This is a genomic window from Prauserella shujinwangii, from assembly GCF_003001955.1.
Taxonomy (GTDB): domain Bacteria; phylum Actinomycetota; class Actinomycetes; order Mycobacteriales; family Pseudonocardiaceae; genus Qaidamihabitans; species Qaidamihabitans shujinwangii.
Genome location: NZ_PVNH01000007.1, coordinates 304,545 through 326,263 on the forward strand (window position 1 = coordinate 304,545; position 21,719 = coordinate 326,263).

Consider the following 21,719-nt stretch of genomic DNA (forward strand, 5'->3'; position numbering starts at 1 on the left):
CCGGGTGGGGGAGTAGTGCGGGCGTGAACTGGGTACTTTCCGGACGTGACTGCCCGAAACGCGCTGATGCTGGCCGGCACCGGAATGCTGAGCGAGGTCGCTCAGGTGCTGGCCGGTGACGGCTGGCGGGTGGTCCTGCCGTGCCGGAGGTACAGCCCGCTGCCCGCGCCGGAGGAGCTCATATCCGCCTCGGCGCCGCCCGGCAGGGCATCGCACGCCCGCCCGGACGCGTTCCCCGACCCGGGCAAGGCCGTCTGGGTGGAAGCCCACTGGGACCGTCCCCGGGAGCTGGCCCGCAAGACGGAGAAGGTCCTCACCGCCCCCGCCGGGCTGCTGGTGGCGTGGGTGCACGAGACGTACCGGCGGTCCGTCCTCGGGGCGGTCGAACCCCTGCTCGCGAGCGCCGCACCCGTCGTGGAGGTGCGTGCCCTCGCCGACCTGGGCCGGATCCCCGACGAGCCCGATCCCCTGCTCGTCGGGCATCCGACCCAGCAGGTCCTGCTCGGCAGCGTGTCCGAGCAGGACCCCCGGCGTCCCCTCGCGCACGACGAGATCGTCGACGGCGTGCTCGTCGCCGTGCGCCGGGCGCTGGCAGGCAGGCACTCGTCGCTGCACCAGGTGGGTCAGCGCCGCGGGCTGCCCGTCCGCTAGGAGCCGTCGCCTGCCACGCCGAGCAGCAGCGCGAGCACCGAGTCTCGCACCTCGGCGCGGCTGCGCTCCGGCGTGAACACCAGCCAGTCGAGGGCGACGACGAGGAGCGTGCCGAACAACCCCGCCGCCGCGGTGCCCACGTCGACGCGACGGGACAGCCTGCCCGCCTCGGCGACCCGGCGCAGCTGCTCCGCGATGATCGCGATGATGCCGTCCCGCAGCGGGCGCAGCGTCTCGTGCCAGCGACCCGGCGTGCGCCACAGCTCGCTGACGAGGATGTGCGAGAACCCGGCGTACTCGCTGATGAACTCCAGCGCGCCGTCCACCAGCGCGCTCAGTCCGGCGACCGGGTCGTCGGCACCGGCGGCGGCGCGCAGCCGCTCCGAGAGCAGATCGACCCCGTACCGGAGCAGCGCGTCGACCAGGCCGTCCTTGCTGCCGAAGTTGTAGTACACCGTGCCCTTGGCGACCCCGGCCGCGGCCGCGATCTCCTCCACGGTGACATCGTGCAGGCCGCGGTTGCGGGCCAGCCGCATCGTGGCCTCGAACAACCTGCGCCGGGTGGCGTCCGCGCGGGCACTCACAACGCCAGCTCCGGTTTCAGCCGTGCGGCCGTCCACACGCGACGCCTGCGGGCGGCGAGCACCGACACGACCAGTGCGCAGGCGAGATAGGCCAGCAGCACGGCGATGTCGGTGAGGATGTGCATCGATGCGCCACTGTAGAGCAGGTGCCGCAGGCCGTCGATCACATATCCCATCGGCAGCACGACGTGCAGCGGGTGCAGCGCGTCCGGCAGCGTCTGCCACGGGAACGTGCCGCCCGCACTGACGAGCTGCAACACCAGCAGCACCAGCCCGAGGAACTTGCCGACCGCGCCGAACAGCGCGTTGAGCGCGTGCAGGATCGCGGTGAACGCCAGGGAGGCGAGCAGGACGAACCCGAGCGCCGGGAGCGGGTGTGCCACCGGGATGCCGACCAGCCACGTCACCGCGCCGAAGAGCACCACCGCCTGCGCGAGTCCCAGCAGCGCGGCGGGCAGCCAGCCGCCGAGCGCCACCCGCGGCGGCGAGGCCCCCGCCGCGAGCGCCCGCGGCGACAGCGGCCGCACCAGCAGGAACAGCACGAACGCGCCGATCCACGTGGCGAGCGCGATGAAGAACGGCGCGAGTCCCGCGCCGTACGTGCCCGCGGACGCGAGGCCGACCGAACGGACCGCGACCGGGTCCGAGATCGTGTCCGCCGTGGCCTCCCGCGTGGACTCGTCCGGGTTCGGGATCTGCCCGAGGCCCTCCCGCAGGCCCTCCCGCAGCCGCACCGCGCCGTCGGAGATCCGCTCGGTACCCGTGACGGCCCGCTGCTCTCCCCGGTCGAGATCGGCCGCACCCCCGGCCAGCCGGCCTGCACCGTCGGCGGCGGAGGCGATCCCGGACGCGAGCCGGGGTGCGGCGGCCGCCAGCCGCGTGGCGCCGTCGGCGACCTGACGCGCGCCGTCGGCCAGCGTGCCGAGCTGGTCCGCGGCCCGCTGCACGCGGGCGTCCGCCTCCTCGACCGGGGCGCGCGCGTCGGCCAGCACGTCGAGCGCCCGCCGCACGTCCTCCTCGGGCAGCCCGGAGTCCCGCAACCGCTGCGCGAGCCGGTCCCCGGCGTCGTCGAGCCCGTTCCGCAGCCGCGCCGACTCCGCGGCGAGCCCGGCACCCGCGGCCGCGACCCGCGCGTTGCCCTCGGCGACCTGGCTCGCCCCTTCGGCGAGGCGGCGCGCCTGTTCCGGCAGCGACTCCGTGCTCGAGCGCAGCGTGTCCAGTCCGGTGGCCAGCCGGGTGGAGCCCTCGGCGAGCTCCCGTGCCCCGGACGCGAGCCTTCGCTGCCCGTCCACCAGGGTGCCCGCGCCGTCGGCCAGCCGCGCCGCCCCGTCCGCGGCCTCCTTCGTCCTGCCGTGGAGGGTGGAGAATCCCAGCAGGAACCTGTTCGCCGCCTCGTCGCCCACCCGCCGTGCGATCGTGTCCCTGACCTGATCGGTGACCTGGTTCGCGATCGTGTGCGACAGGTAGTTGTTGGCGTCGTTCGTGGTGAGGGTGATCGTGGCGCGGCGGGGGTCGAGCTCGCCGCTGGAGAGCAGCGCGGCGGAGAAGTCGCGCGGGATCGTGATCACGAACGCGTACGTGCCGTCCCGCACCCCCTCGTCCGCGGCGCCCCGGGAGACCTCGTGCCAGTCGAAACCGCCGGACGAGACCAGCTCGCCGGCGATCTCCCTGCCGAGGTCGCGCCGCTCGCCGCCGGGACCGGCGGCCCCCGCGTCCTCCGTCACCACGGCGGCGGGCAGCTCGCCGAGCCGACCGTACGGGTCGTGGTTGGCGTAGAGGTAGAGCGACGCGTACAGCAGCGGCACCGCGATCAGCGCGGCGACGGCGAGCCGGGGGAGGGTGCCGGTGGTCAGCCTGCGCAGCTCGGCCATGGCGATCCGCACGCTGCTCATCGGGTCACCTCGATGTGGTCCTCGGGTTCGTCCGGTTCGGGGTCGGGTGCGCAGCGCGGCGGCTCCGGCTGCCGGGTCTCACCGAGCCGGGCGGTGGGCCAGGGCAGCGCCCCGGCCGTGGTGGTGGCGGTCACGACGACCACCGCGAGGCCCCGTTCGGCGTGCTCCCGTGCGGGCAGCAGCCACGACTCGACGTCCGCGCCGTGCCGGTCCGGCTGGTCGAGCACGAGCAGCCGGACGTCGCGCCGGGCGGCGGCCAGGTCGGCCAGCAGCCGGACGCGCAGCGCGGCGGGCAGCCGCTCGAACCGGGTGTCCGCGTCGGCGGCGCAGTCGCGGCAGGCCAGCCACGTGCGCACGGCGGCGCGGCGCGCGGGACGCCCGGCCAGCGCGAGCTCGTCGCCCGCCACGACCCGCAGCGGCAGCGCCGCCTCCGGCTCGGTGAGGCCGGGTGCGTCCACGACGGCGGCCAGTGCGCGCAGGGAGATGCCGGGCGGCCCGCCCTCCACGGTCACGGTGCCGGTCGTCATCCGCAGCCGTCCGGTGAGGGCCAGCGCGAGGGCGGTGCCTGCCGCGCCCGGCTCACCCCGGACGACGGCGAGCTCCCCCTCGGCCACCGTGAGCGACGTCGGCGGCAGCAGCGGGCCGTGCGGCCCGTCCAGCGACACCCGGTCGGCCACCACGCGCATTCCCGCCTCCTTGAACTGACTGGTCAGTTCAAATTAGCGCTCCGCGATACCGGCCGCCACCCGGGGTCAGCGGAGCAGCGCCGCGGGGCGGACCTCCCAGATGGTCCAGAGCGGGCGATAGCCCTGGCGATGCCAGAACACCGACGCCAGCGGGTTCGGCGGGTTGTAGAACAGGCTCGTGCCGCGGGCCCCGTCACGGTCCAGCTCCGCGTGCGCCGCCGCCAGCAGGGCCCGGCCGACACCCCTGCCCCGCACCCCCGGCAGCACGGCGACGCTGTGCAGCTGCCCCCACCGGCCCGCGGGCAGCATCGTGCCGAACGACGTCTCCGGGGTGACGTCGGTGCGGCCGCCGTCGGCGAACCCGACCGGTTCGCCACCGAGCTCGGCGAGCCACACCGGCTCGCCGTCCGCGAGCCTGCGCCGCAACGTCCTCCGCCGCCGGTCCCGCTCGCCCGAGCCGGGCCGCGGGCGCAGGTTGCCGACCTGCGCCGAGTACTCGATCTCGACGCGTTCCAGCCGCAGGATCGGCTCCACGTCGGCGGGTCGCGCCCGCCGGATCCGCACGGCGGGATCGCCCGCCCCGGCCGCGGTGCCCGCCCCGCGCACGGCGAGCGCGGTCAGCGGGACCAGGCCGTGGTCGAGCAGGGCGCGGGTCGCCTCCACGTCCCGGCTCGGCCACGCCACCACGCACGCCGAGTCGGTGACCGGGCGCTCGCGGTCCAGCCGGGCACGGCAGGCCCGCAGCACGGCGTCCATCTCGGCGGTGCCGCCGTCGCCGAGCAGCGGGGTCAGCTCCCACACCCGCAGCGCGGACCAGAGCGCCTCCGGCGCCGCCGGGTCGATGTCGGTCCGCCGCAGCACTCCCGTCACGCGGCGGCCGTCGGGCAGCGTGGCCACCAGCGTCTCGCCGTCCGGCGGGCTCGCCGCCACGGGCAGCAGCGAGTCGATCGCCGCGAACCGGTCCGCCTGCGCGGCGACCAGGTCGGTCCCGGTGTCCACGACTTCCCCCTCCCTGCCGCCCTCGGGTCAGCGCAGCGCCGTCGCCGGGCGGACCTCCCACGTCGTCCACAGTGGACGGTATCCCTGCCGGTGCCAGAACACCGAAGCCAGTGCGTTGTGCGGACTGTAGAACAGATACGTCCCCCGCGCGCCCGGCGCGAGCAGGTCCCGGTGCGCGACCGCCATCAGCGCCCGGCCGATCCCGGTGCCGCGGACGCCCGGGGCCACGGACACCGTGCCCACCCGGCCCCACGAGCCCGGGGGCAGCCGCGCGGGATCGGGCGCGGGCCGGCCGCACACCGCGAGACCCACCGGCATCCCGGCCGACTCCGCCAGCCACACGGGTTCCCCCGCGCGCACGGCCCGTCGCAGCTCCGCGCCGACGAGCCCGGCGGCGCCCGGGCGGAGCACCCCGGGGCCCGCGAGCGCGGAGTACCGCAGCTCGGCGAGCCACAGCTCCACCAGGCCGGCCACGTCCGCCGTCGAGGCCCGCCGGATCGTGACGCCCCCGGTGTCCTCCGTGTCGTGGATGTCCTGCGTGTCCCCCGCCGGGCGCACGCCCAGCACGGTGCTCGGCAGCAGGCCCGCGTCGAGCAGGACACGCCCCGCGGCCAGGTCGCGGCTGGGCCGGGTCACCACGCACGCGGAGTCGGCCCCCGGCCGCTCCCGGTCCACCCGGCCGCGCAGCACACGCAGCAGCGCGGACAGGGCCGCGGGACCCTCGGCGCCCGGCAGCGGGGTGAGCTCGAACGTGCGGCGGGCGCGCCACAGCGCCTCCCAGCCCTCGTACCGGCCCCGGTACAGCACACCCTCGGCGCGCCCGGCCCCCGGCAGGTCCACGACCAGCCGCTCGCCCGCCGGGACGTCCGGCGCGCGCGGCAGCAGCGGGTCGCCGGTCACGGCTCCCGGACGCAGCGGAAGATCGCCGTCCCGGGGAAGAACCGGCCGCGCAGCGGGCTCCACTGTCCCCACGTCCGCGTGTGCCCCTCGGGCCACTCCGGCTCGACGAGATCCACCAGCCGCAGGCCCGCGGCGGCGAGGGCACGCACGAAGTCGCCGAGGGTGTGGTGGTACTCCACGTAGGTGGCGGAGCCGTCGGCGTCCACCTCGACGTAGGGAGTGCGGTCGAAGTACGGCTGCGTCACGGTCAGCCCGCCGGGCCCCGGATCGTCGGGGAACATCCAGCGCATCGGGTGGGTCACCGCGAACACCCAGCGCCCTCCCGGCCGCAGCACGCGGGCGACCTCGCCGAACACGGCGTCGATCGAGCTGACGAACGGCACCGCGCCGAACGCCGAGCAGGCGACGTCGAACGCGCCGTCCGCCAGCGGGAGCCGCTCGGCGTTGGCCTGCACCAGGGCGGGCCGCAGGCCGGTGCGCGTGTTCGCGGCGGCGGCGTGCCGCAGCATGCCGCCGGACAGGTCGAGCGCGGTCACCCTGGCGCCCTGGGCGGCGAGCCACCGGGCGCAGGGCGCGCTGCCGCAGCCGATCTCCAGGACGTCGGCCCCCGCGACCTCGCCGAGCAGCCGCACGTCGGCCTCCCGCAGGCCCTCCGGGCACCACAGGAAGTCGGCCTCGCCGAGGAAGTCGCCGTGCTCGGCCAGGTAGTCGTCGGCGTCGGCGTCCCACCAGGCACGGTTGGCCGCGACGGCCTCCGCCTCGCCGGCCTGCCGGTGGGCGACTCCGGCGGTGCCGAGCCGCTGCTCCGCGCTGCCGTGGCGGTCGCTCGGTGACGGCGTGGACATGGGCGCCATCCTGCCTGCGCGGCGCCCCGCCGCCGCGCGTGGACCCTGATTGTGCGGCCTGCGGACGGCCGCGTAGGATGGACGTTAGCGCAGTGGGTTCGCGCTGCCTTTACTCAGCGGTGTACGTGCTGGGGACCGGGGTCGCGCACCTTGAGGTGACGCTCGCGGCCGCTCATCGTGTCCGCTCGTCAGGTGATCGCCTTGTCTCCCACGGCGCACGCGAACTGCACACCCGACTACAACAAGCCGTTACCGGAGCAACCCACCTAATGACCATCGACACCACCACCGCCCCGACTGCCCCCGCGCAGGCGCAGCAAGTCGCGATCAACGACGTCGGGACGGAGGAAGACTTCCTCGCGGCCATCGACAAGACCATCAAGTACTTCAACGATGGCGACATCGTCGAAGGCACCATCGTCAAGGTCGACCGCGATGAAGTGCTGCTCGACATCGGGTACAAGACCGAGGGTGTCATCCCCTCGCGCGAGCTGTCCATCAAGCACGATGTCGACCCGGCCGAGGTTGTCGCCGTCGGTGATGCGGTGGAGGCCCTTGTCCTGCAGAAGGAGGACAAGGAAGGACGGCTGATCCTCTCCAAGAAGCGCGCGCAGTACGAGCGGGCCTGGGGCACCATCGAGGAGCTCAAGGAGAAGGACGAGCCGGTTCGCGGCACCGTCATCGAGGTCGTCAAGGGCGGCCTCATCCTCGACATCGGCCTGCGCGGCTTCCTGCCCGCGTCGCTGGTCGAGATGCGGCGGGTGCGTGACCTGCAGCCGTACGTCGGCCGCGAGCTCGAGGCCAAGATCATCGAGCTGGACAAGAACCGCAACAACGTGGTCCTGTCCCGGCGTGCCTACCTGGAGCAGACCCAGTCCGAGGTGCGCAGCGAGTTCCTCAACGCGCTCGCCAAGGGCCAGGTCCGCAAGGGCGTCGTCTCCTCGATCGTCAACTTCGGCGCGTTCGTCGACCTCGGCGGCGTCGACGGCCTGGTGCACGTCTCGGAGCTGTCCTGGAAGCACATCGACCATCCGAGCGAGGTCGTCGAGGTGGGCCAGGAGGTCACCGTCGAGGTGCTGGACGTGGACATGGACCGCGAGCGCGTGTCCCTGTCGCTGAAGGCGACGCAGGAAGACCCGTGGCGCCAGTTCGCCCGCACCCACGCGATCGGCCAGATCGTGCCGGGCAAGGTCACCAAGCTCGTCCCGTTCGGCGCGTTCGTCCGCGTCGAGGAGGGCATCGAGGGCCTGGTGCACATCTCCGAGCTGGCCGAGCGCCACGTGGAGATCCCCGAGCAGGTCGTGCAGGTCAACAGCGAGGTCATGGTCAAGGTCATCGACATCGACCTCGAGCGGCGCCGCATCTCGCTGTCGCTGAAGCAGGCCAACGAGGGCTTCACGCCGGACTCGGAGTTCGACCCGACCCAGTACGGGATGGCCGCCGAGTACGACGAGCAGGGCAACTACATCTACCCCGAGGGCTTCGACCCCGACACGCAGGAGTGGCAGGAAGGCTACGAGAAGCAGCGTGAGGAGTGGGAGAAGCAGTACGCGGAGGCCCACGCGCGCTACGAGCAGCACATGCGGCAGGTGGCCAAGGCCGCCGAGGCCGACGCGGCCGCGGCCGCCGACGCCGCTACCGGCGAGACCGGCGGCGAGCAGGGCTACACCTCCGCGCCTGCCGAGTCCGGTCAGCGCGGTGGCGGCGGCAGCACGGGCGGCACGCTCGCCAGTGACGAGCAGCTCGCCGCGCTGCGGGAGAAGCTCTCCGGCGGTGCGTGAGTAGCGCCTGAGCACAGCTCGACCCAGGGTGGCCCCGGTCCGATCGGACCGGGGCCACCTTTTTCCGCGTCGCCGGCGAGCTCCCCAATGTGGCATCGGGTGCGTTGAACGCACCGAACGCCACATTGGGTGCGTTGAGCGCACCCAATGTGGCATTGGGGAAGCGCACGGGAGAAGGCAGCGGCCCCGCACCCGGGCTACGGGTACGGGGCCGCGGGCGGGTGGCTCAGGTGGTGGTGACGGCGGGTGCCCAGGCGCGCTCGACGGCGGCGGCACGCGCGCGGCGGCGCAGGCCGGCGAGGCTGTGCTTCGCCGGCACGAGCAGGCCGGTCAGCCAGGTGCGCCGGTACTCGGCGAGCGCCTCGGCCACGGGCCGGTGCCGAACGCAGTGCACCAGTCCGGGCGTCCCGAGCCGGTGCCTCCCGACGTGTTTCCTGGCTGGCATCGTTCCTCCGTGTGGGCGATTGCCGTCGCTGGCACCGTACGCAAATGATGACCGAAACAGTAGTAGCTCACCGGCGTGTCACCCTCACCAGTTGCATTACGTTTTGGTTGATACCTCAGCGTCAGCATCCGACCGCCGGGCTGGTTGAATGCGGGACATGCTGCGCGTGGGACTGACGGGCGGGATCGGTGCGGGCAAGTCCACCGTCGCCGCGAGGCTGGCCGAGCACGGCGCCGTGCTGATCGACGCCGACCGCATCGCCAGGGAGGTCGTCGAGCCCGGTTCCGCGGGCCTGGCCGAGGTCGTCGACGCCTTCGGTGCCGACGTGCTCGCCGCGGACGGCTCACTCGACCGGGCCGCGCTGGCGGCGAAGGCGTTCGCCGACGACGAGACCCGGGCGCGGCTGAACGCGATCATGCATCCCCGGATCGGCGAGCGGACCGCGCGGCTCATGGCCGAGACCGCCGAGGACGCCATCGTCGTGCACGACATCCCGCTGCTGGTGGAGGGCGGGCTCGCGGCGAACTACCACCTCGTGGTCGTCGTGGACGCGGACGAGGACGTCCGCGTGCGCCGCCTCGCCGAGTCCAGGGACATGAGCGAGCGGGACGCGCGCGCCCGCATCGCCGCCCAGGCCACCCGGGAGCGGCGCCGCGCCGTGGCGGACGTCTGGCTCGACAACAGCGGCACCCGCGACGTGGTGCTCGCCGAGGTCGACGCCCTGTGGGCCGACCGGCTGGTGCCCTTCGAGGCCAACCTGCGGCTCCGCAAGCCCCGGCCGCCGCAGTCGCCCGTGCTCTCGCCGCCCGACGACACGTGGCCACAGCAGGCCGAGCGCGCGCTCGCCCGCGTGCGGCTCGCGGCGGGCGGCACCGCGCTGCGGGCCGACCACATCGGCTCCACCTCGGTGCCGGGACTGCCGGCCAAGGACGTCCTCGACCTCCAGCTCACCGTGCCCTCGCTGGACGACGCGGACGCCGTCGCGGACGCGCTGGCCGACGCCGGCTTCCCGAGGGCCGACGGCGAATGGCAGGACACGCCGCACGACGGCGGCGCGCCGTGGCCGAAGCGGTTCCACTACGGCGCCGACCCGGCCCGCCCGGTCAACCTGCACGTGCGCCCCGCCGACCGGCCGGGCTGGCGGCTCGCGCTGCTGTTCCGCGACTGGCTGCGGGCCGAGCCGGCCGAGGCCGGGGCGTACTCCGAGCTCAAGCACCGGCTCGCGCGACGGCACCAGGCCGACGGCACCGTGGATGGCTACACCGACGACAAACAACAGTGGGTGAACGCGGCGTTCCACCGGGCCGAGGACTGGGCCGCGCGCACCGGCTGGACGCCCTGACCGGCCCTCAGCCCTGCGCCGGGTGCCTGCGCCAGTGCAGCTCGATGTCCAGCGTGGACAGCCACTCCGCCAGGTCGTAGCCGTGCCCGGCGAGCGCGTCGACCGCCGTGTAGGCGGTCTCCAGCGCCCGGCACGCGCGGTTCTCGGCGAGCGCGCCCGCGCGGACGGCCGCGAGCAGCTCGTCGGTGTCGAGCACGGCGACGCCACGGCCGTTCCGCAGCACGAGATCGAGGTAGAGGTCGGTGGTCAGCCAGGTGTCGCCGTGGATCTCCACCTCCACCACGTCGAGGTAGAAGTCCTGCTCCCGCTCGTGGCCGGGGTTGAACCAGAAGTCGGTCACCCGCAGTCCCAGGTCCGGCAGCAGCCATGACTCGAGGTAGCGGAACTGCGGCCTGCCGGGCGCGGGGCGGGCCATGTAGAGCCCGAACGGCCGGACCCGGTACTCCTCGACGTCGCGGACGATCCCCTTCGGGTCGGTGTTGGTGCGTGCGCTCACGTCGAACGTCTCGGTCTTCGGCGGGTGGATCGCCTCCTCGGTGCCCGTCATGGCCACCATCTTTCCGGGTTGACAGCGAATCCGGGAATGTCACGCCGTAGAGTGGGCGCGTGCCGGACGCCGTCGTCGCCGAGAGGCTGGCGCAGATCGCCTCGATCCTCAGCGGCCGTGCCGAGGAACTCACGGCCGAGCTGGTGGAGCTGTACAACCGCGAGCTGCCCGAGCTGATCAACGACGACGAGAGCATGGTCAGCCTGCTGTACGCCAGCGTCTACCAGAACATCGACACGGCACTGCGGATCTTCCAGCACGGCATCGACCCGGCCCGGGTGGAGGCGCCCGCCGCGGCCATGGAGTACGCGCGCAGGCTCGCCCAGCGCGGCACCCCGGTGATCGACCTGATCCGCGCCTACTACCTCGGGCAGACGGCGATCCTCGACCACGCGCTCGACGAGGGCTCGCGGCACATCGACCACCCCGGCACCCTCGGCGTCACCATGCGCAGCGCGCTGACCACGACGTTCGCGTTCATCGACCGGGTCACCCAGCAGGTGGTCTCCGCCTACCAGGAGGAGCGCGACCGCTGGCTGTTCCACCAGAGCGCGGTGCTGACCTCGCGCGTCCGCGCGCTGCTGGACGGGGACCTCACGGACGTCGACGAGAGTGAGGCCGCGGTCGGCTACCGGCTCCGGGGCCACCACGTCGGCGTGATCGCGTGGTATGCGCGGGGCTCGCCGGGGACCCCGGGGACCCCGCCCACCGACGCGCTGACCAGGCTGGAGGCGCTGGCGAGCCGGTTCCGCGACGACGCGATGGGCGCCCGGCCGCTGTTCGTGCCGAGGGACGAGGTGTCCGCCTGGGTGTGGCTGCCCGTCCCGGAGCCCGTGCTGCCGGACGCCGGGCGGGTGCGCCGCGCGCTGGCCGAGGCGGATCCGGCGGTCCGGGTGGCGTTCGGCGACCCCGGTGCGGGGATCGAAGGGTTCCGGCGGACCCACCGGCAGGCGCTGCGCGTGCAGGCGCTCGCCCTCGCGGCGGGTGAGCACTGCGACCGCGTGCTGACGTTCCGGGACGTCGGCACGGTCGCGCTGATGACGTCGGACCTGGCAGCGGCCCGCACCTGGGTGGCGGACACGCTCGGCGCGCTCGCCGAGAACGACGAGCAGCACGCGCGGCTGCGGGAGACGCTGCGGGTCTTCCTGGCCACCGGGGGCAGTTACACGGCCGCCGCGGCGCAGCTGTCGATGCACAAGAACTCCGTGCAGTACCGGGTGCGCAAGGCACAGGAGCTGCTCGGCAGGCCGGTGTCCGACCACCGGCTCGACGTGGAGATGGCCCTCACCGTCTGCCACCGGCTCGGCGGCGCGGTCCTCGACGGGCAGCACGCACGGCGTTCCTGAGCCCGGTGGTCCGCGCTTGTTCGGTCTGCCGGACCAGTGTGTCCCAAGATCCTTGGTCGGTCGACACGAAGCGTTCTTGGCAGGCCGCCACTAGCCTTCTGCTATGGGGTCCGCAATGCCTTATCCGGGTGACACGGTGGCCGTCGTCCGTCTACGCCGCGGCGTGGTGGGCGAGACGAGACGGGTGTGCCACGTGGTGCCGCTGCCCGGTCCCGGCGAGATCCCCGACAGCCTGACCGCGCTGTGCGGCGCCGACCTGCGCCCCGGTGAGGCCGAGCTGCTGCACGGCATCACCGGGATGCCGTGCGAGCCGTGCCTGGCCAAGGTGGCACCCTCGGTCGGTCAGCTCTCCGCCGCGGGCTGACCGCCGCCGGATCGGCCGACCGAGGGCGAACTGTCGGTGGGTGCGCCTACCCTGGTGACGTGGCTTTCGCAACCGAACACCCCGTGCTGGCGCATTCCGAGTTCCGGCCGATCTCCGAGATCCCCCGCCAGGGGGGCCGGTTCAAGGTCGTCAGCGAGTACGAGCCCGCGGGCGACCAGCCCGCGGCGATCGACGAGCTCGAGCGCAGGCTCAAGGCGGGGGAGAAGGACGTCGTCCTGCTCGGCGCCACCGGCACCGGCAAGTCGGCGACCACGGCCTGGCTGATCGAGCGCGTGCAGCGGCCGACGCTCGTCATGGCGCCGAACAAGACGCTGGCGGCCCAGCTGGCCAACGAGTTGCGCGACCTGTTCCCGGAGAACGCGGTCGAGTACTTCGTCAGCTACTACGACTACTACCAGCCCGAGGCGTACGTCCCGCAGACCGACACCTACATCGAGAAGGACTCGTCGATCAACGACGACGTCGAGCGGCTGCGGCACTCCGCGACCATGAACCTGCTGTCGCGGCGGGACGTCATCGTCGTCGCGAGCGTGTCCTGCATCTACGGTCTCGGCACGCCGCAGTCCTACCTCGACCGGTCCACCAGGCTGGCCGTCGGTGACGAGGTGGAGCGGGACGGGTTCCTGCGTGCGCTGGTCGACGTCCAGTACACCCGCAACGACCTGGCGTTCGCGCGCGGCACGTTCCGCGTCCGGGGGGACACCGTCGAGATCATCCCGGCGTACGAGGAGCTGGCGATCCGCGTCGAGTTCTTTGGTGACGAGATCGACAAGCTGTACTACCTGCACCCGCTGACCGGCGACATCGTGCGCGAGGTCGACGAGGTGCGGATCTTCCCCGCGACCCACTACGTCGCCGGTCCGGAGCGGATGGAGAAGGCCGTCCGCGGTATCGAGGCGGAGCTCGAGGAGCAGCTGGCGCACCTGGAGAAGCAGGGGAGGCTGCTGGAGGCCCAGCGGCTGCGGATGCGCACCAGCTACGACGTCGAGATGATGCGGCAGGTCGGGTTCTGCTCCGGCATCGAGAACTACTCGCGGCACATCGACGGGCGCGAGGTCGGTTCCGCGCCCGCCACCCTGCTCGACTACTTCCCCGAGGACTTCCTGCTCGTCATCGACGAGTCGCACGTCACCGTGCCGCAGATCGGCGGCATGTACGAGGGCGACGCGTCGCGGAAGCGGACGCTCGTCGAGCACGGCTTCCGGCTGCCGAGCGCGCTGGACAACCGGCCGCTGACCTGGGAGGAGTTCTCCGACCGGATCGGGCAGACGGTGTACCTGTCCGCCACGCCGGGGCCGTACGAGATGGGGCAGACCGGCGGCGAGTTCGTCGAGCAGGTCATCCGGCCCACCGGGCTGGTCGACCCGGAGGTCGTCGTGAAGCCCACCGAGGGCCAGATCGACGACCTGGTCCACGAGATCCGCGTCCGCGCCGACCGGGACGAGCGCGTCCTGGTCACCACGCTGACCAAGAAGATGGCCGAGGACCTCACCGACTACCTGCTCGAGCTCGGCATCCGGGTGCGCTACCTGCACTCCGAGGTGGACACGTTGCGCCGGGTGGAGCTGCTGCGGCAGCTGCGGAGCGGCGACTTCGACGTGCTGGTCGGCATCAACCTGCTCCGGGAGGGTCTCGACCTGCCCGAGGTGTCGCTGGTGGCGATCCTCGACGCCGACAAGGAGGGCTTCCTGCGCAGCGGCACCTCGCTGATCCAGACGATCGGCCGGGCGGCCCGGAACGTCTCCGGTCAGGTGCACATGTACGCCGACACGATCACCGACTCGATGCGGCACGCGATCGACGAGACCAACCGCAGGCGGGCCAAGCAGATCGCGTACAACACCGAGCGCGGACTCGACCCGCAGCCGCTGCGCAAGCGGATCGCGGACATCCTCGACCGGGTGTACACGGAGGCGGAGGACTCGGAGCAGGAGGTCGCCGTGGGCGGCTCCGGCCGCAACGCCTCGCGCGGCAAGAAGCCCGAGCAGGGCGACCGTGTCCGCAGCTCCGGTGTGCTCGTCGACAAGAACGTCAGCGGCATGCCGCGCGCGGAGCTGGCCGACCTCATCCAGCAGATGACCGAGCAGATGATGCAGGCCGCGCGCGACCTGCAGTTCGAGCTGGCGGCGCGGCTGCGTGACGAGATCGCGGAGCTGAAGAAGGAGCTGCGCGGGATGGACGCGGCCGGCGTCCGGTAAGCCCGGCCGTGGCTACTCCGCGCTCTGGTCGCTCTCCAGCAGGCCGAAGAGGTTGCCCTCGGGGTCGCGGCAGTGGACCAGCCAGCCGACCCCGGGGATCGCCGCCTTCGGCCCCAGGACGACGCCACCCGCCTGCTCGACCTCGCGGGCGGTGGCGTCGACGTCCGCCACGTCCAGGGTGACCGCGAAGGCGTTCACCGGGGCGCCGTTCTCGGGTGCCGGACCCTCGCGCTGGGCGAGGCCGCCGTCGATGCCGGGCCCGTCCCCGGTGGAGACGAGCCAGTACGGGGTGGGCCCCCATCGTTCGAACTGCCAGTCGAACACCGCCGTGTAGAAGGTGATCGCGCGTTCCGGGTCGCTGGCGTGGATGTCGAAGTAGACGGGTCGAGGCATGCCGGCCTCCTCCGCGCGGGCGTGAGCTGGGATTTCGGTCCGACGATGTTACTCCCGGGTTGTCCGTTTCCGCTCGCCCGGCGCGAGCGCCGGTCAGCCGCGGCGCAGGACCGACCGCACGTAGTCGCTGATCGCGGCGAGCGTCTCCGGCGCCGTCCAGATCTCCTCGACCCGGGCGTCGTCGGCGGCCCGCTGCTCGCCGATCCGCTCGGTCGCGGGCCGGTGCAGCTGCCGCTTGGTGTGCGCGAACGTGGCGGCCGGGACTTCGGCCAGCCTGCGGGCGTGGGCCAGCGCCAGCGGCAGCACGGCCTCCGGCTCGGCCGGTTCGTCGGCGAGCCCGCGCTCCAGCGTCTCCGCGGGGTCGTACGTTCGGGCGTCGTACGTCAGCTCGGGCAGGATCCGCGAGCCGTAGGCGCTGCGGAGGATCTCCAGGGCCGTGAGGGGGAACGGCACCCCGACCGCGAGCTCGGTCCACCCGAACCGGCCGCCCCCGACCCCGAGCACACGGTGGTCGCACGCGGCGGCGAGCACCGCACCACCCGCGATGGCGTGCCCGTTCACGGCGGCGACCACGGGCCGGGGGAAGTCGAACAGGGCCAGGAACGCGTCGGACAGCGCGGGGAGGAACTCCCGGACGTAGGGCTCGCCGCCGTCGCGCACCCGGACGAGATCCACGCCCGCGGAGAAGGCACCGCCGCTGCCGGTGAGCACCACCGCCCGGTACCCGGAGTTCTCCACCTCCTCCAGGCGGGCCGCCAGGTCCCGGCACAGCCCGGTGTCGAGCGCGTTGACCCGGCCGTGCTCCATCCGCAGCACGGCGACGTCCCCGTCGGGCTCCACGTGGATCGACGGCATCGGTCCTCCTCCTCGCTCCCGGCCGCACCGGTCGGCGCGCCGGGAACACACTAGGCTCTGTTCCCGTGCTCTGGGTGTCGGTGCCCGCCTTCGCGGTCGCGTGGTGGCTCGGCCTCCACCTGCTCGCGCGGGATGCGCGGAAGCCGGTGCTGCGGCGGGCGGGTGGCGGGCTGCTCGGCTACGCCGTGGCCCTCGTGGTGGAGCAGGCCACCGCCGGTGCCGACGGCTCCTCCGGCGTGCGGCTGGTGCTGCTGAGCCTGCCCGCGATCGCGTGGAGCGGGGCCCTGACCGGGCTGGGTGGTGACGACCGTGCGCGGCGTGCGGACCGCGCCTGGCTGCTCGGCGTCGTGCCCCTGTTCGCGCTCGCTTCGGCGCTGGTGCTGGCCGGGGTGGACGCTGCCCGTCCCGCCCTGCTGGTGCTCGCCGCCGGTTCGCTCGGGGGCGCGCTCGCGGTCGTCCTCGCCGGTCACGGTGCGCTGCGGGCGGCGCGGTCGCGCGCGAGCACGGTGCGGGCGGTGCTCGTCGCGGCCGTGCTGATGCTCGGGCTGGGCACCGTGCTGGTCGTGCTCGGGTTCGACCTGCTGCCGCGGGCGCTGCTGCTGCCCTCCATCGGCGTCGACCTCGTGCTCCTCGGTGTGGTGATCGTGGTGTTCGACGCCTTCGACGAGGGTGAGTCCGTCCGGGCCGACCTGCTGCGTTCGCTGCTGTCGGCGTGCGCCGCGACCGTCGTCTTCGGCGGGCAGGTGGTGGTGGCGATCGCGGTCACCGGCCTCCGCCTGCCGCTGGTGCTGCTGCTCTACGGGGTGGTCGCGGCGGCGATCGGGATCCAGGTGCTCGCCGGGCCGCTGCAGTCGGTGCTCGACCGGTTCGCGTTCCGCTCGGCGCCGCGGCTCAGGGCGGCGCGGGGCGAGCTGCGGGAGGTGTCCGACGCGCTGCCCCGCAAGGACCGGGAGGTCCGGCTGGCCGACCTGGCCGACGCGGAGTTCGCCCGGCTCACCCGGCAGGCCCTGCGGCACTACGGCGATCTCGGCAAGCTCGTGTCCAGCCCGCTCACCGAGCTGCCCGCGATCGGGACGCGGCTGGCCGCCCGCGGCGTCCCCGACGGGCCGCTGGAACGCGCGGCCGAGCTCAAGGCGCTCCTGCTGGAGAGCGTCACCCGGCTCAAACCGGCGACGGGGGAGGAGTTCGGCACGAGCGAGGAGTGGCGGCACTACAACGCGCTGTACTTCTACTACGTGCGCGGCATCCGGCCCTACAGCGTCCGCACCAAGCGCACCGACCTCGACCCGGTGTCCCGCAAGGCGCTGGCGTGGTTCGCCGACCAGGTGCCCGAGCGCACGCTGCACAACTGGCAGAGCGCGGCGGCGAGGATCGTCGCGGCGGACCTGCGCACCGCGCTGACCGGGCAGACACCCCGCCGCTGACCCGGCGCCGGCCTGCCGCCGGCAGTACTTGGCAGCGGCAGGCAGCGTCCGGCGGGCAACGGCATGGTGCCGGCAGTGCCCGCGTGGCCATCGTCGGAGCATCCGATCCACGTTCGAAGGAGTTCCACGATGTCCGCGACCATCCGTACGTCCACGCTCGCACCGCTGCGGCTGGCGCTGCGCCTCGACGGCGTCGCCACCACCCTCACCGGGGCGGCGCTGCTGCCCCTGGCCGGTGTCCTCGACACGCCACTCGGCCTGCCCGCGAGCCTGCTGCTCGGGACGGGCGCCTTCTTCGTGGTGTTCGGGGTGGCCGTGCTCGCCCTGGCCACCCGCCGGCACCCGCCGCGCGCCGCGGTGCGCGCGGTGATCGCGGTGAACGTGCTGTGGGTGCTCGACAGCGCCGTCACGGTCGCCGCGGGCTGGTTCGCGCCCACCGCGCTCGGGACCGCCGTGATCGTGACGCTGGCCGTGGTGGTGGCCGCGGGCGCGGCCCTGCAGGCGCTCGCGTCGCGTCGCGCCTGACCCGCGGCCGCTCCGGGACCCGCCAGGTCCCGGAGCGGCGGCACCTCAGCTGGTGATGTCCTTGGTGGCGAACCGGCGCGCGGCGAGCAGGCCGAACACGGTCGCGTACAGCACCGACGACAGCACGCCGCTGGCCATGTCCGTCCAGTCGACGTCGGTCGCGATCAGGTCCATCCAGGCGAACGAGAAGTGCGTCGGCAGGAAGTCCCGCAGGTCGCCGAGTGCGGTGATCTGGTCGAGGATCTGCGAGACGATCGCCACCAGCACCGCGCCGCCGACCGCCCCGAGCGGCGCGTCGGTGGACACGCTGAGCAGCAGCGCCAGCCCGGCCACCCACGCCAGCTGGATCGCGATGAACACCGTGCCGAGCGCGATCGCCACCAGGCTGCGCCCGAACGACACCGAGTCACCGGTGGGGCTGATCGCCTCGCCCGCGCCGTACCAGACGACCCCGACCGCGAGGGCCACCAGCGGCAGCACCGCCAGCGTCAGCGTCGCCAGCAGGGCCGAGGCGATCGCCTTCTGCCGGAGCAGCCGGTGCCGGGGCACCGGTATCGCCAGCAGGTACTTCAGGCTCGACCACGACGCCTCGCTCGCGATGGTGTCGCCGAAGTACAGCGCCACGATCATCGGCAGCAGGAACGACCCCGACACGAACATCGCCAGCACCACGAAGTTCGGCGCGCTCGCGGTGGCCAGGTCGACGAACCCGCCCGAGCGGCGGTTCGGGTTCGCGTCCCCGATCTCGAAGGCCAGCACCAGGACGAACGGCAGCAGCGCGACCAGCCCCAGCAGCAGCTGCGTCCGGCGCCTGCGCAACTGCCTGCGCAGCTCGACGCCGAGCCGCAACGTCCGGCCGGGGTGGTAGCCCGCGACGGCACCGTCGCTGCCCACGCCGACGGTCTCGCTCCGCGCCGCGTCGGTCAGCTCGTCCAGCGCCGCCGGATCCGTGTGCACGCCGTGATCGACCCGGTCGACGCGCGGGTCGCGGGCACCGTGGGCATCCCCTCCGGGCAGGTCGCTCATGTGCCGTCCCCTTCCCCGACCAGTTGCAGGAACGCGTCCTCGAGCCGCCGCCTCGGCCCGGCCTGCTCGACGGAGACACCGGCCTCGACCAGCGCGGCCACCGCCCGCGACCGGGGCAGCCCGTCGAGATCGGCGTGCACGAGCTGGCCTTCGATGTCCACACCGGACACACCGCCGACGGCGCGCAGCGCCTCGGCGGCCGCTTCCGGCCGGTCCACGCGGAACGTGGCCTCGCCACCGGCCGCGACGATCTCGGCCACCTCACCGGAGGCGACGAGCCGCCCCCGGTGCATGACGACTACGTGGGTGCATGTCTGCTCCACCTCGGCGAGCAGGTGGCTGGACACGACCACCGTGCGCCCCGTGGCCGCGTAGCGCCGCAGCACCTCGCGCATCTGGTGGATCTGCGGCGGGTCGAGCCCGTTGGTCGGCTCGTCGAGCACGAGCAGCTCGGGCAGGCCGAGCATCGCCTGCGCGATCGCCAGCCGCTGCCGCATGCCCTGGCTGTAGGTGCGCACCTTCCGCTGCACCGCGTCGCCGAGCCCGGCGATCTCCAGCGCCTCCGCGACGTGCGCCCGCTGTTCGGGCCTGCCCGTGGCGGCCCAGTAGAGCTTCAGGTTGGCCTCCCCGGACAGGTGCGGCAGGAAACCGGAGCCCTCGACGAACGAGCCGATGCGGGAGAGCACCGGCGCGCCGGGGCCCACCGGGTAGCCGAACACCCTGATCTCGCCCTCCGTGGGCGCGATGAGCCCCATCAGCATCCGCAAGGTGGTGGTCTTGCCCGCCCCGTTGGGGCCGAGCAGCCCCAGCACCTGGCCCGGTTCGACCCGGAACGACAGGTCGCGCACGGCCGTGAGCCCGCCGGGATAGGACTTGGTCAGCCCGTTGATGACCAGCGGCGTGCCGGCCAGCTCGGGGTCGACCCGGTGTGAGCGGCGGCGACGCACGGCCGCCACCGCCGCGACCGCGGCGGCCAGCGCCAGCGCCCCGCCGATCCCGATCAGCTGCGGGACGGGCCAGCCCGAGGTCACCGCGTTGCCGGGCACCACGGGCACGCGCAGGGTGCCGCCGGCGAGCGAGATCCGGTACGTCGCGGGCTCCACGGGCGTGGTGTAGCCCTGGTCGGTGGTGCCCACCACGAGCTGCAGCCGGTGCCCCGACTCGAAGGGCCGCACGATCCCGGGCAGGGTCACCGTCACCTCGACGGGGGAGCCGTCGGCGGGCAGCCGCGGGATCCGCAGCGGTGCCACGGCGTTGCCCGGCAGCGACCGCACGCCGTTCGGGCTGACGTCGTAGAGCTTGGCGAACAGCACGGCGCCGCCGTCCGGCACGTTCCCGGCCGCGGACACCCGCAGGCGGACCGTGGCGGACCCGGTGGCGAGCAGCTGGGAGTCCACCGGCTGCGAGGTGAACGTCGCCGACTGCGTGGGCGGGTCGACGGTGAACAGCCCGGACAGCCGGGAGGAGTTGGCGACCACCCCGTTCAGCCCGGGCAGGCCGCTCACGGCGGCGGGTACGCCACCGGGCGGGTTCACGACGGCCTGCTCCGGCCCGGCGAGCGCGACGTCGGCACGCTCGGTGGCACCGGAGCCGAGTCCCGGGTACGCGGGGGCGCGGACGTCGCGCACCGAGGGAGCGCCGTCCGTCCGCAGCGAGCCCTGCACCTGGTACGTGAAGCCGATGCCGGGGGCGTCGCCCTCCCCGGTGAGGTGGTGGCCGAGGAAGTCGGCGATCGTGGAGCGCAGCTGCGGGCCCGGTGCCCCGCCGTCGTGGCCGCCGGTGTACCAGAGCACCGACACCGGGCCGCCCGCCGCCGCGATCTGCCGGGCGTTGGCGTCGGCCTGGTCGAGCCCGAACAGGGTGTCGTGCTCGCCCTGGACCAGCAGCGTCGGCACGGTGATCCGGTCGGTGACCGAGCGGGGCGACACCCGCCGCAGCAGCTCGGTCGTCGCGGGCGAGGCCTGGCCGTCCACGGCGACGTCCTGGTACGCCCGGCACACCTCGCGGGTGAACCGGCCGCAGGGATCGGCGCCCGGGCGGGGCCCGGCGCCCTGCGCCGCGGCGGAGCCGCCCTGCGCGGCCTCGTTCTCGTCCGGCTCGTCGCCGGGCTCGATGGCCTCGCGCCCGGCCCCGGTGCCCGCGGGCAGGCCCGTGCCCGCGGAGAACAGCAGGCCGGCCCAGCCGCTCTTGAAGACGCCGTCGGGGGCGAACGCGCCGGGCGCCGGGGTGCGGGCCTCGACACCGTCGCGGGTGGCGGCGTTGGGCAGCAGGCCCTGCGCGAGGTCGTTGTAGGTCATGACGGGCGCGATGACGTCCACCCGCCGGTCGGTGCCCGCGAGCAGCAGGGCCAGCGCGCCGCCGTAGGAGGCCCCGGTGACGCCGACCCTGGGATCGTTGGCGCCGTCGCGCAGCACCTCGGGCAGGCCCGCCAGGTAGTCGAGCAGCCTGCTCGCGTCGGCGACCTCGCGGTCGGGGTCGTTCAGCGCGATCCGGCCGGTGCTCTCGCCGAAGCCGCGCGCCGAGTAGGTGAGGACGACGAATCCGCGTTCGCTGAGCTCCCGCGCCTGCTCGGTGACGCTGTCCTTGCTGCCGCCGAACCCGTGCGGCAGCAGCACCGCGGGTGCGGGCGTGCGCTCTGGGACGTACAGCGTGACGTCGAGCTGGACCCGCTCGGCCGAGCCGGGAGCGGCGGCGGCGTCGACCGTGGCGACCCTCGTGTCGAACGTGGGCGGGTCGTCCTCGCCACTGAACCAGACGATGCCCGCGGCGAGCAGGACGACGACGCCGACCAGGGCGGCCAGGCGCGCGCGGCGGCCGGGGGGAAAGGGAACACGGGGCACGAAGTTCACCGTATGGGACGTTTGCTGAGAACCGGTCAGGGGCATCTGATCCCGG

20 protein-coding genes are annotated in these 21,719 nt (G+C 73.8%); 8 read left to right on the forward strand and 12 right to left on the reverse strand.

Annotated features, from left to right (window positions below; genetic code table 11):
• The first annotated feature begins 45 nt into the window (after positions 1-45).
• Entirely contained in the window at positions 46-651 is a 606-nt protein-coding gene (locus B0I33_RS18725; protein WP_245900808.1) for a Rossmann-fold NAD(P)-binding domain-containing protein, read from the forward strand.
• Here the strand turns inward: B0I33_RS18725 and B0I33_RS18730 are convergent.
• From B0I33_RS18730 to B0I33_RS18755, 6 genes are all read right to left on the reverse strand, one after another.
• Positions 648-1,235, reverse strand: coding sequence for a TetR/AcrR family transcriptional regulator (locus B0I33_RS18730; protein WP_181193357.1), 588 nt, complete (start codon positions 1,233-1,235; stop codon positions 648-650). The two genes, B0I33_RS18725 and B0I33_RS18730, sit on opposite strands and share 4 nt — an antisense overlap.
• Positions 1,232-3,127, reverse strand: coding sequence for a YhgE/Pip domain-containing protein (locus B0I33_RS18735; protein WP_106180084.1), 1,896 nt, complete (start codon positions 3,125-3,127; stop codon positions 1,232-1,234). The genes B0I33_RS18730 and B0I33_RS18735 overlap by 4 nt, the downstream gene beginning before the upstream one ends.
• On the reverse strand, positions 3,124-3,813 hold the full coding sequence (locus tag B0I33_RS18740; protein ID WP_106180085.1) for an ABC transporter ATP-binding protein: 690 nt from the start codon (positions 3,811-3,813) through the stop codon (positions 3,124-3,126). The genes B0I33_RS18735 and B0I33_RS18740 overlap by 4 nt, the downstream gene beginning before the upstream one ends.
• Before the next feature lie 66 nt (positions 3,814-3,879).
• Positions 3,880-4,812 carry a GNAT family N-acetyltransferase gene (locus B0I33_RS18745; protein ID WP_106180086.1) on the reverse strand — a complete coding sequence of 311 codons (933 nt, stop codon included), beginning with the start codon at positions 4,810-4,812 and terminating at the stop codon, positions 3,880-3,882.
• A gap of 27 nt (positions 4,813-4,839) precedes the next feature.
• Entirely contained in the window at positions 4,840-5,712 is an 873-nt protein-coding gene (locus tag B0I33_RS18750; RefSeq protein WP_106180087.1) for a GNAT family N-acetyltransferase, read from the reverse strand.
• Positions 5,709-6,557 carry a class I SAM-dependent methyltransferase gene (locus B0I33_RS18755; protein ID WP_106180088.1) on the reverse strand — a complete coding sequence of 283 codons (849 nt, stop codon included), beginning with the start codon at positions 6,555-6,557 and terminating at the stop codon, positions 5,709-5,711. The genes B0I33_RS18750 and B0I33_RS18755 overlap by 4 nt, the downstream gene beginning before the upstream one ends.
• Before the next feature lie 269 nt (positions 6,558-6,826).
• Between B0I33_RS18755 and rpsA the strand changes: the two genes are divergently transcribed.
• The gene (gene rpsA, locus B0I33_RS18760) at positions 6,827-8,338 is read left to right on the forward strand and encodes a 30S ribosomal protein S1 (protein WP_106180089.1); all 1,512 of its coding nucleotides are present in this window, start codon (positions 6,827-6,829) and stop codon (positions 8,336-8,338) included.
• Between the two features lie 226 nt (positions 8,339-8,564).
• On the opposite strand, the gene B0I33_RS18765 is transcribed toward rpsA, so the two are convergent.
• Complete coding sequence (locus tag B0I33_RS18765) at positions 8,565-8,783, reverse strand: hypothetical protein (RefSeq protein WP_106180090.1); 219 nt, start codon at positions 8,781-8,783, stop codon at positions 8,565-8,567.
• Positions 8,784-8,940: 157 nt separating this feature from the next.
• Here B0I33_RS18765 and coaE point away from each other — a divergent pair, with 157 nt between their 5' ends.
• A complete protein-coding gene (coaE, locus tag B0I33_RS18770) occupies positions 8,941-10,125 on the forward strand; it encodes a dephospho-CoA kinase (RefSeq protein WP_106180196.1) in 1,185 nt (394 codons plus the stop codon).
• 7 nt (positions 10,126-10,132) lie between these two features.
• On the opposite strand, the gene B0I33_RS18775 is transcribed toward coaE, so the two are convergent.
• On the reverse strand, positions 10,133-10,672 hold the full coding sequence (locus B0I33_RS18775) for a ribonuclease FAU-1 family protein (protein WP_106180197.1): 540 nt from the start codon (positions 10,670-10,672) through the stop codon (positions 10,133-10,135).
• A 59-nt stretch (positions 10,673-10,731) separates the two neighbouring features.
• Here B0I33_RS18775 and B0I33_RS18780 point away from each other — a divergent pair, with 59 nt between their 5' ends.
• From B0I33_RS18780 to uvrB, 3 genes are all read left to right on the forward strand, one after another.
• Positions 10,732-12,018 carry a PucR family transcriptional regulator gene (locus B0I33_RS18780; RefSeq protein ID WP_106180091.1) on the forward strand — a complete coding sequence of 429 codons (1,287 nt, stop codon included), beginning with the start codon at positions 10,732-10,734 and terminating at the stop codon, positions 12,016-12,018.
• A 136-nt stretch (positions 12,019-12,154) separates the two neighbouring features.
• Complete coding sequence (locus B0I33_RS18785; protein ID WP_425440489.1) at positions 12,155-12,382, forward strand: hypothetical protein; 228 nt, start codon at positions 12,155-12,157, stop codon at positions 12,380-12,382.
• Positions 12,383-12,441: 59 nt separating this feature from the next.
• Positions 12,442-14,601, forward strand: a complete 2,160-nt coding sequence (uvrB, locus tag B0I33_RS18790; RefSeq protein WP_106180093.1) for an excinuclease ABC subunit UvrB — start codon at positions 12,442-12,444, stop codon at positions 14,599-14,601.
• Between the two features lie 12 nt (positions 14,602-14,613).
• On the opposite strand, the gene B0I33_RS18795 is transcribed toward uvrB, so the two are convergent.
• Complete coding sequence (locus B0I33_RS18795) at positions 14,614-14,994, reverse strand: VOC family protein (protein WP_106180094.1); 381 nt, start codon at positions 14,992-14,994, stop codon at positions 14,614-14,616.
• Positions 14,995-15,087: 93 nt separating this feature from the next.
• A complete protein-coding gene (locus B0I33_RS18800; protein WP_106180095.1) occupies positions 15,088-15,849 on the reverse strand; it encodes an enoyl-CoA hydratase/isomerase family protein in 762 nt (253 codons plus the stop codon).
• Between the two features lie 65 nt (positions 15,850-15,914).
• On the opposite strand from B0I33_RS18800, the gene B0I33_RS18805 reads away from it, so the two are divergent.
• Together B0I33_RS18805 and B0I33_RS18810 are read left to right on the forward strand one after the other, a co-directional pair.
• Positions 15,915-17,273 carry a hypothetical protein gene (locus B0I33_RS18805; protein WP_106180096.1) on the forward strand — a complete coding sequence of 453 codons (1,359 nt, stop codon included), beginning with the start codon at positions 15,915-15,917 and terminating at the stop codon, positions 17,271-17,273.
• A gap of 129 nt (positions 17,274-17,402) precedes the next feature.
• Entirely contained in the window at positions 17,403-17,798 is a 396-nt protein-coding gene (locus tag B0I33_RS18810) for a hypothetical protein (RefSeq protein ID WP_106180097.1), read from the forward strand.
• Positions 17,799-17,843: 45 nt separating this feature from the next.
• On the opposite strand, the gene B0I33_RS18815 is transcribed toward B0I33_RS18810, so the two are convergent.
• Positions 17,844-18,824, reverse strand: coding sequence for an ABC transporter permease (locus B0I33_RS18815; RefSeq protein WP_106180098.1), 981 nt, complete (start codon positions 18,822-18,824; stop codon positions 17,844-17,846).
• Complete coding sequence (locus tag B0I33_RS18820) at positions 18,821-21,709, reverse strand: alpha/beta fold hydrolase (protein WP_106180099.1); 2,889 nt, start codon at positions 21,707-21,709, stop codon at positions 18,821-18,823. The genes B0I33_RS18815 and B0I33_RS18820 overlap by 4 nt, the downstream gene beginning before the upstream one ends.
• Between the last annotated feature and the right edge of the window lie 10 nt (positions 21,710-21,719).

Bases quoted from the DNA above. Each gene is read 5' to 3' on its own strand.
- B0I33_RS18795 (WP_106180094.1), bottom strand. From the start codon at position 14,994: ATGCCTCGACCCGTCTACTTCGACATCCACGCCAGCGACCCGGAACGC.
- B0I33_RS18800 (WP_106180095.1), bottom strand. From the start codon at position 15,849: ATGCCGTCGATCCACGTGGAGCCCGACGGGGACGTCGCCGTGCTGCGG.
- B0I33_RS18775 (WP_106180197.1), bottom strand. From the start codon at position 10,672: ATGACGGGCACCGAGGAGGCGATCCACCCGCCGAAGACCGAGACGTTC.
- B0I33_RS18810 (WP_106180097.1), top strand. From the start codon at position 17,403: ATGTCCGCGACCATCCGTACGTCCACGCTCGCACCGCTGCGGCTGGCG.
- B0I33_RS18815 (WP_106180098.1), bottom strand. From the start codon at position 18,824: ATGAGCGACCTGCCCGGAGGGGATGCCCACGGTGCCCGCGACCCGCGC.
- B0I33_RS18820 (WP_106180099.1), bottom strand. From the start codon at position 21,709: ATGCCCCTGACCGGTTCTCAGCAAACGTCCCATACGGTGAACTTCGTG.
- rpsA (WP_106180089.1), top strand. From the start codon at position 6,827: ATGACCATCGACACCACCACCGCCCCGACTGCCCCCGCGCAGGCGCAG.
- B0I33_RS18735 (WP_106180084.1), bottom strand. From the start codon at position 3,127: ATGAGCAGCGTGCGGATCGCCATGGCCGAGCTGCGCAGGCTGACCACC.
- B0I33_RS18740 (WP_106180085.1), bottom strand. From the start codon at position 3,813: ATGCGCGTGGTGGCCGACCGGGTGTCGCTGGACGGGCCGCACGGCCCG.
- B0I33_RS18765 (WP_106180090.1), bottom strand. From the start codon at position 8,783: ATGCCAGCCAGGAAACACGTCGGGAGGCACCGGCTCGGGACGCCCGGA.
- coaE (WP_106180196.1), top strand. From the start codon at position 8,941: ATGCTGCGCGTGGGACTGACGGGCGGGATCGGTGCGGGCAAGTCCACC.
- B0I33_RS18755 (WP_106180088.1), bottom strand. From the start codon at position 6,557: ATGTCCACGCCGTCACCGAGCGACCGCCACGGCAGCGCGGAGCAGCGG.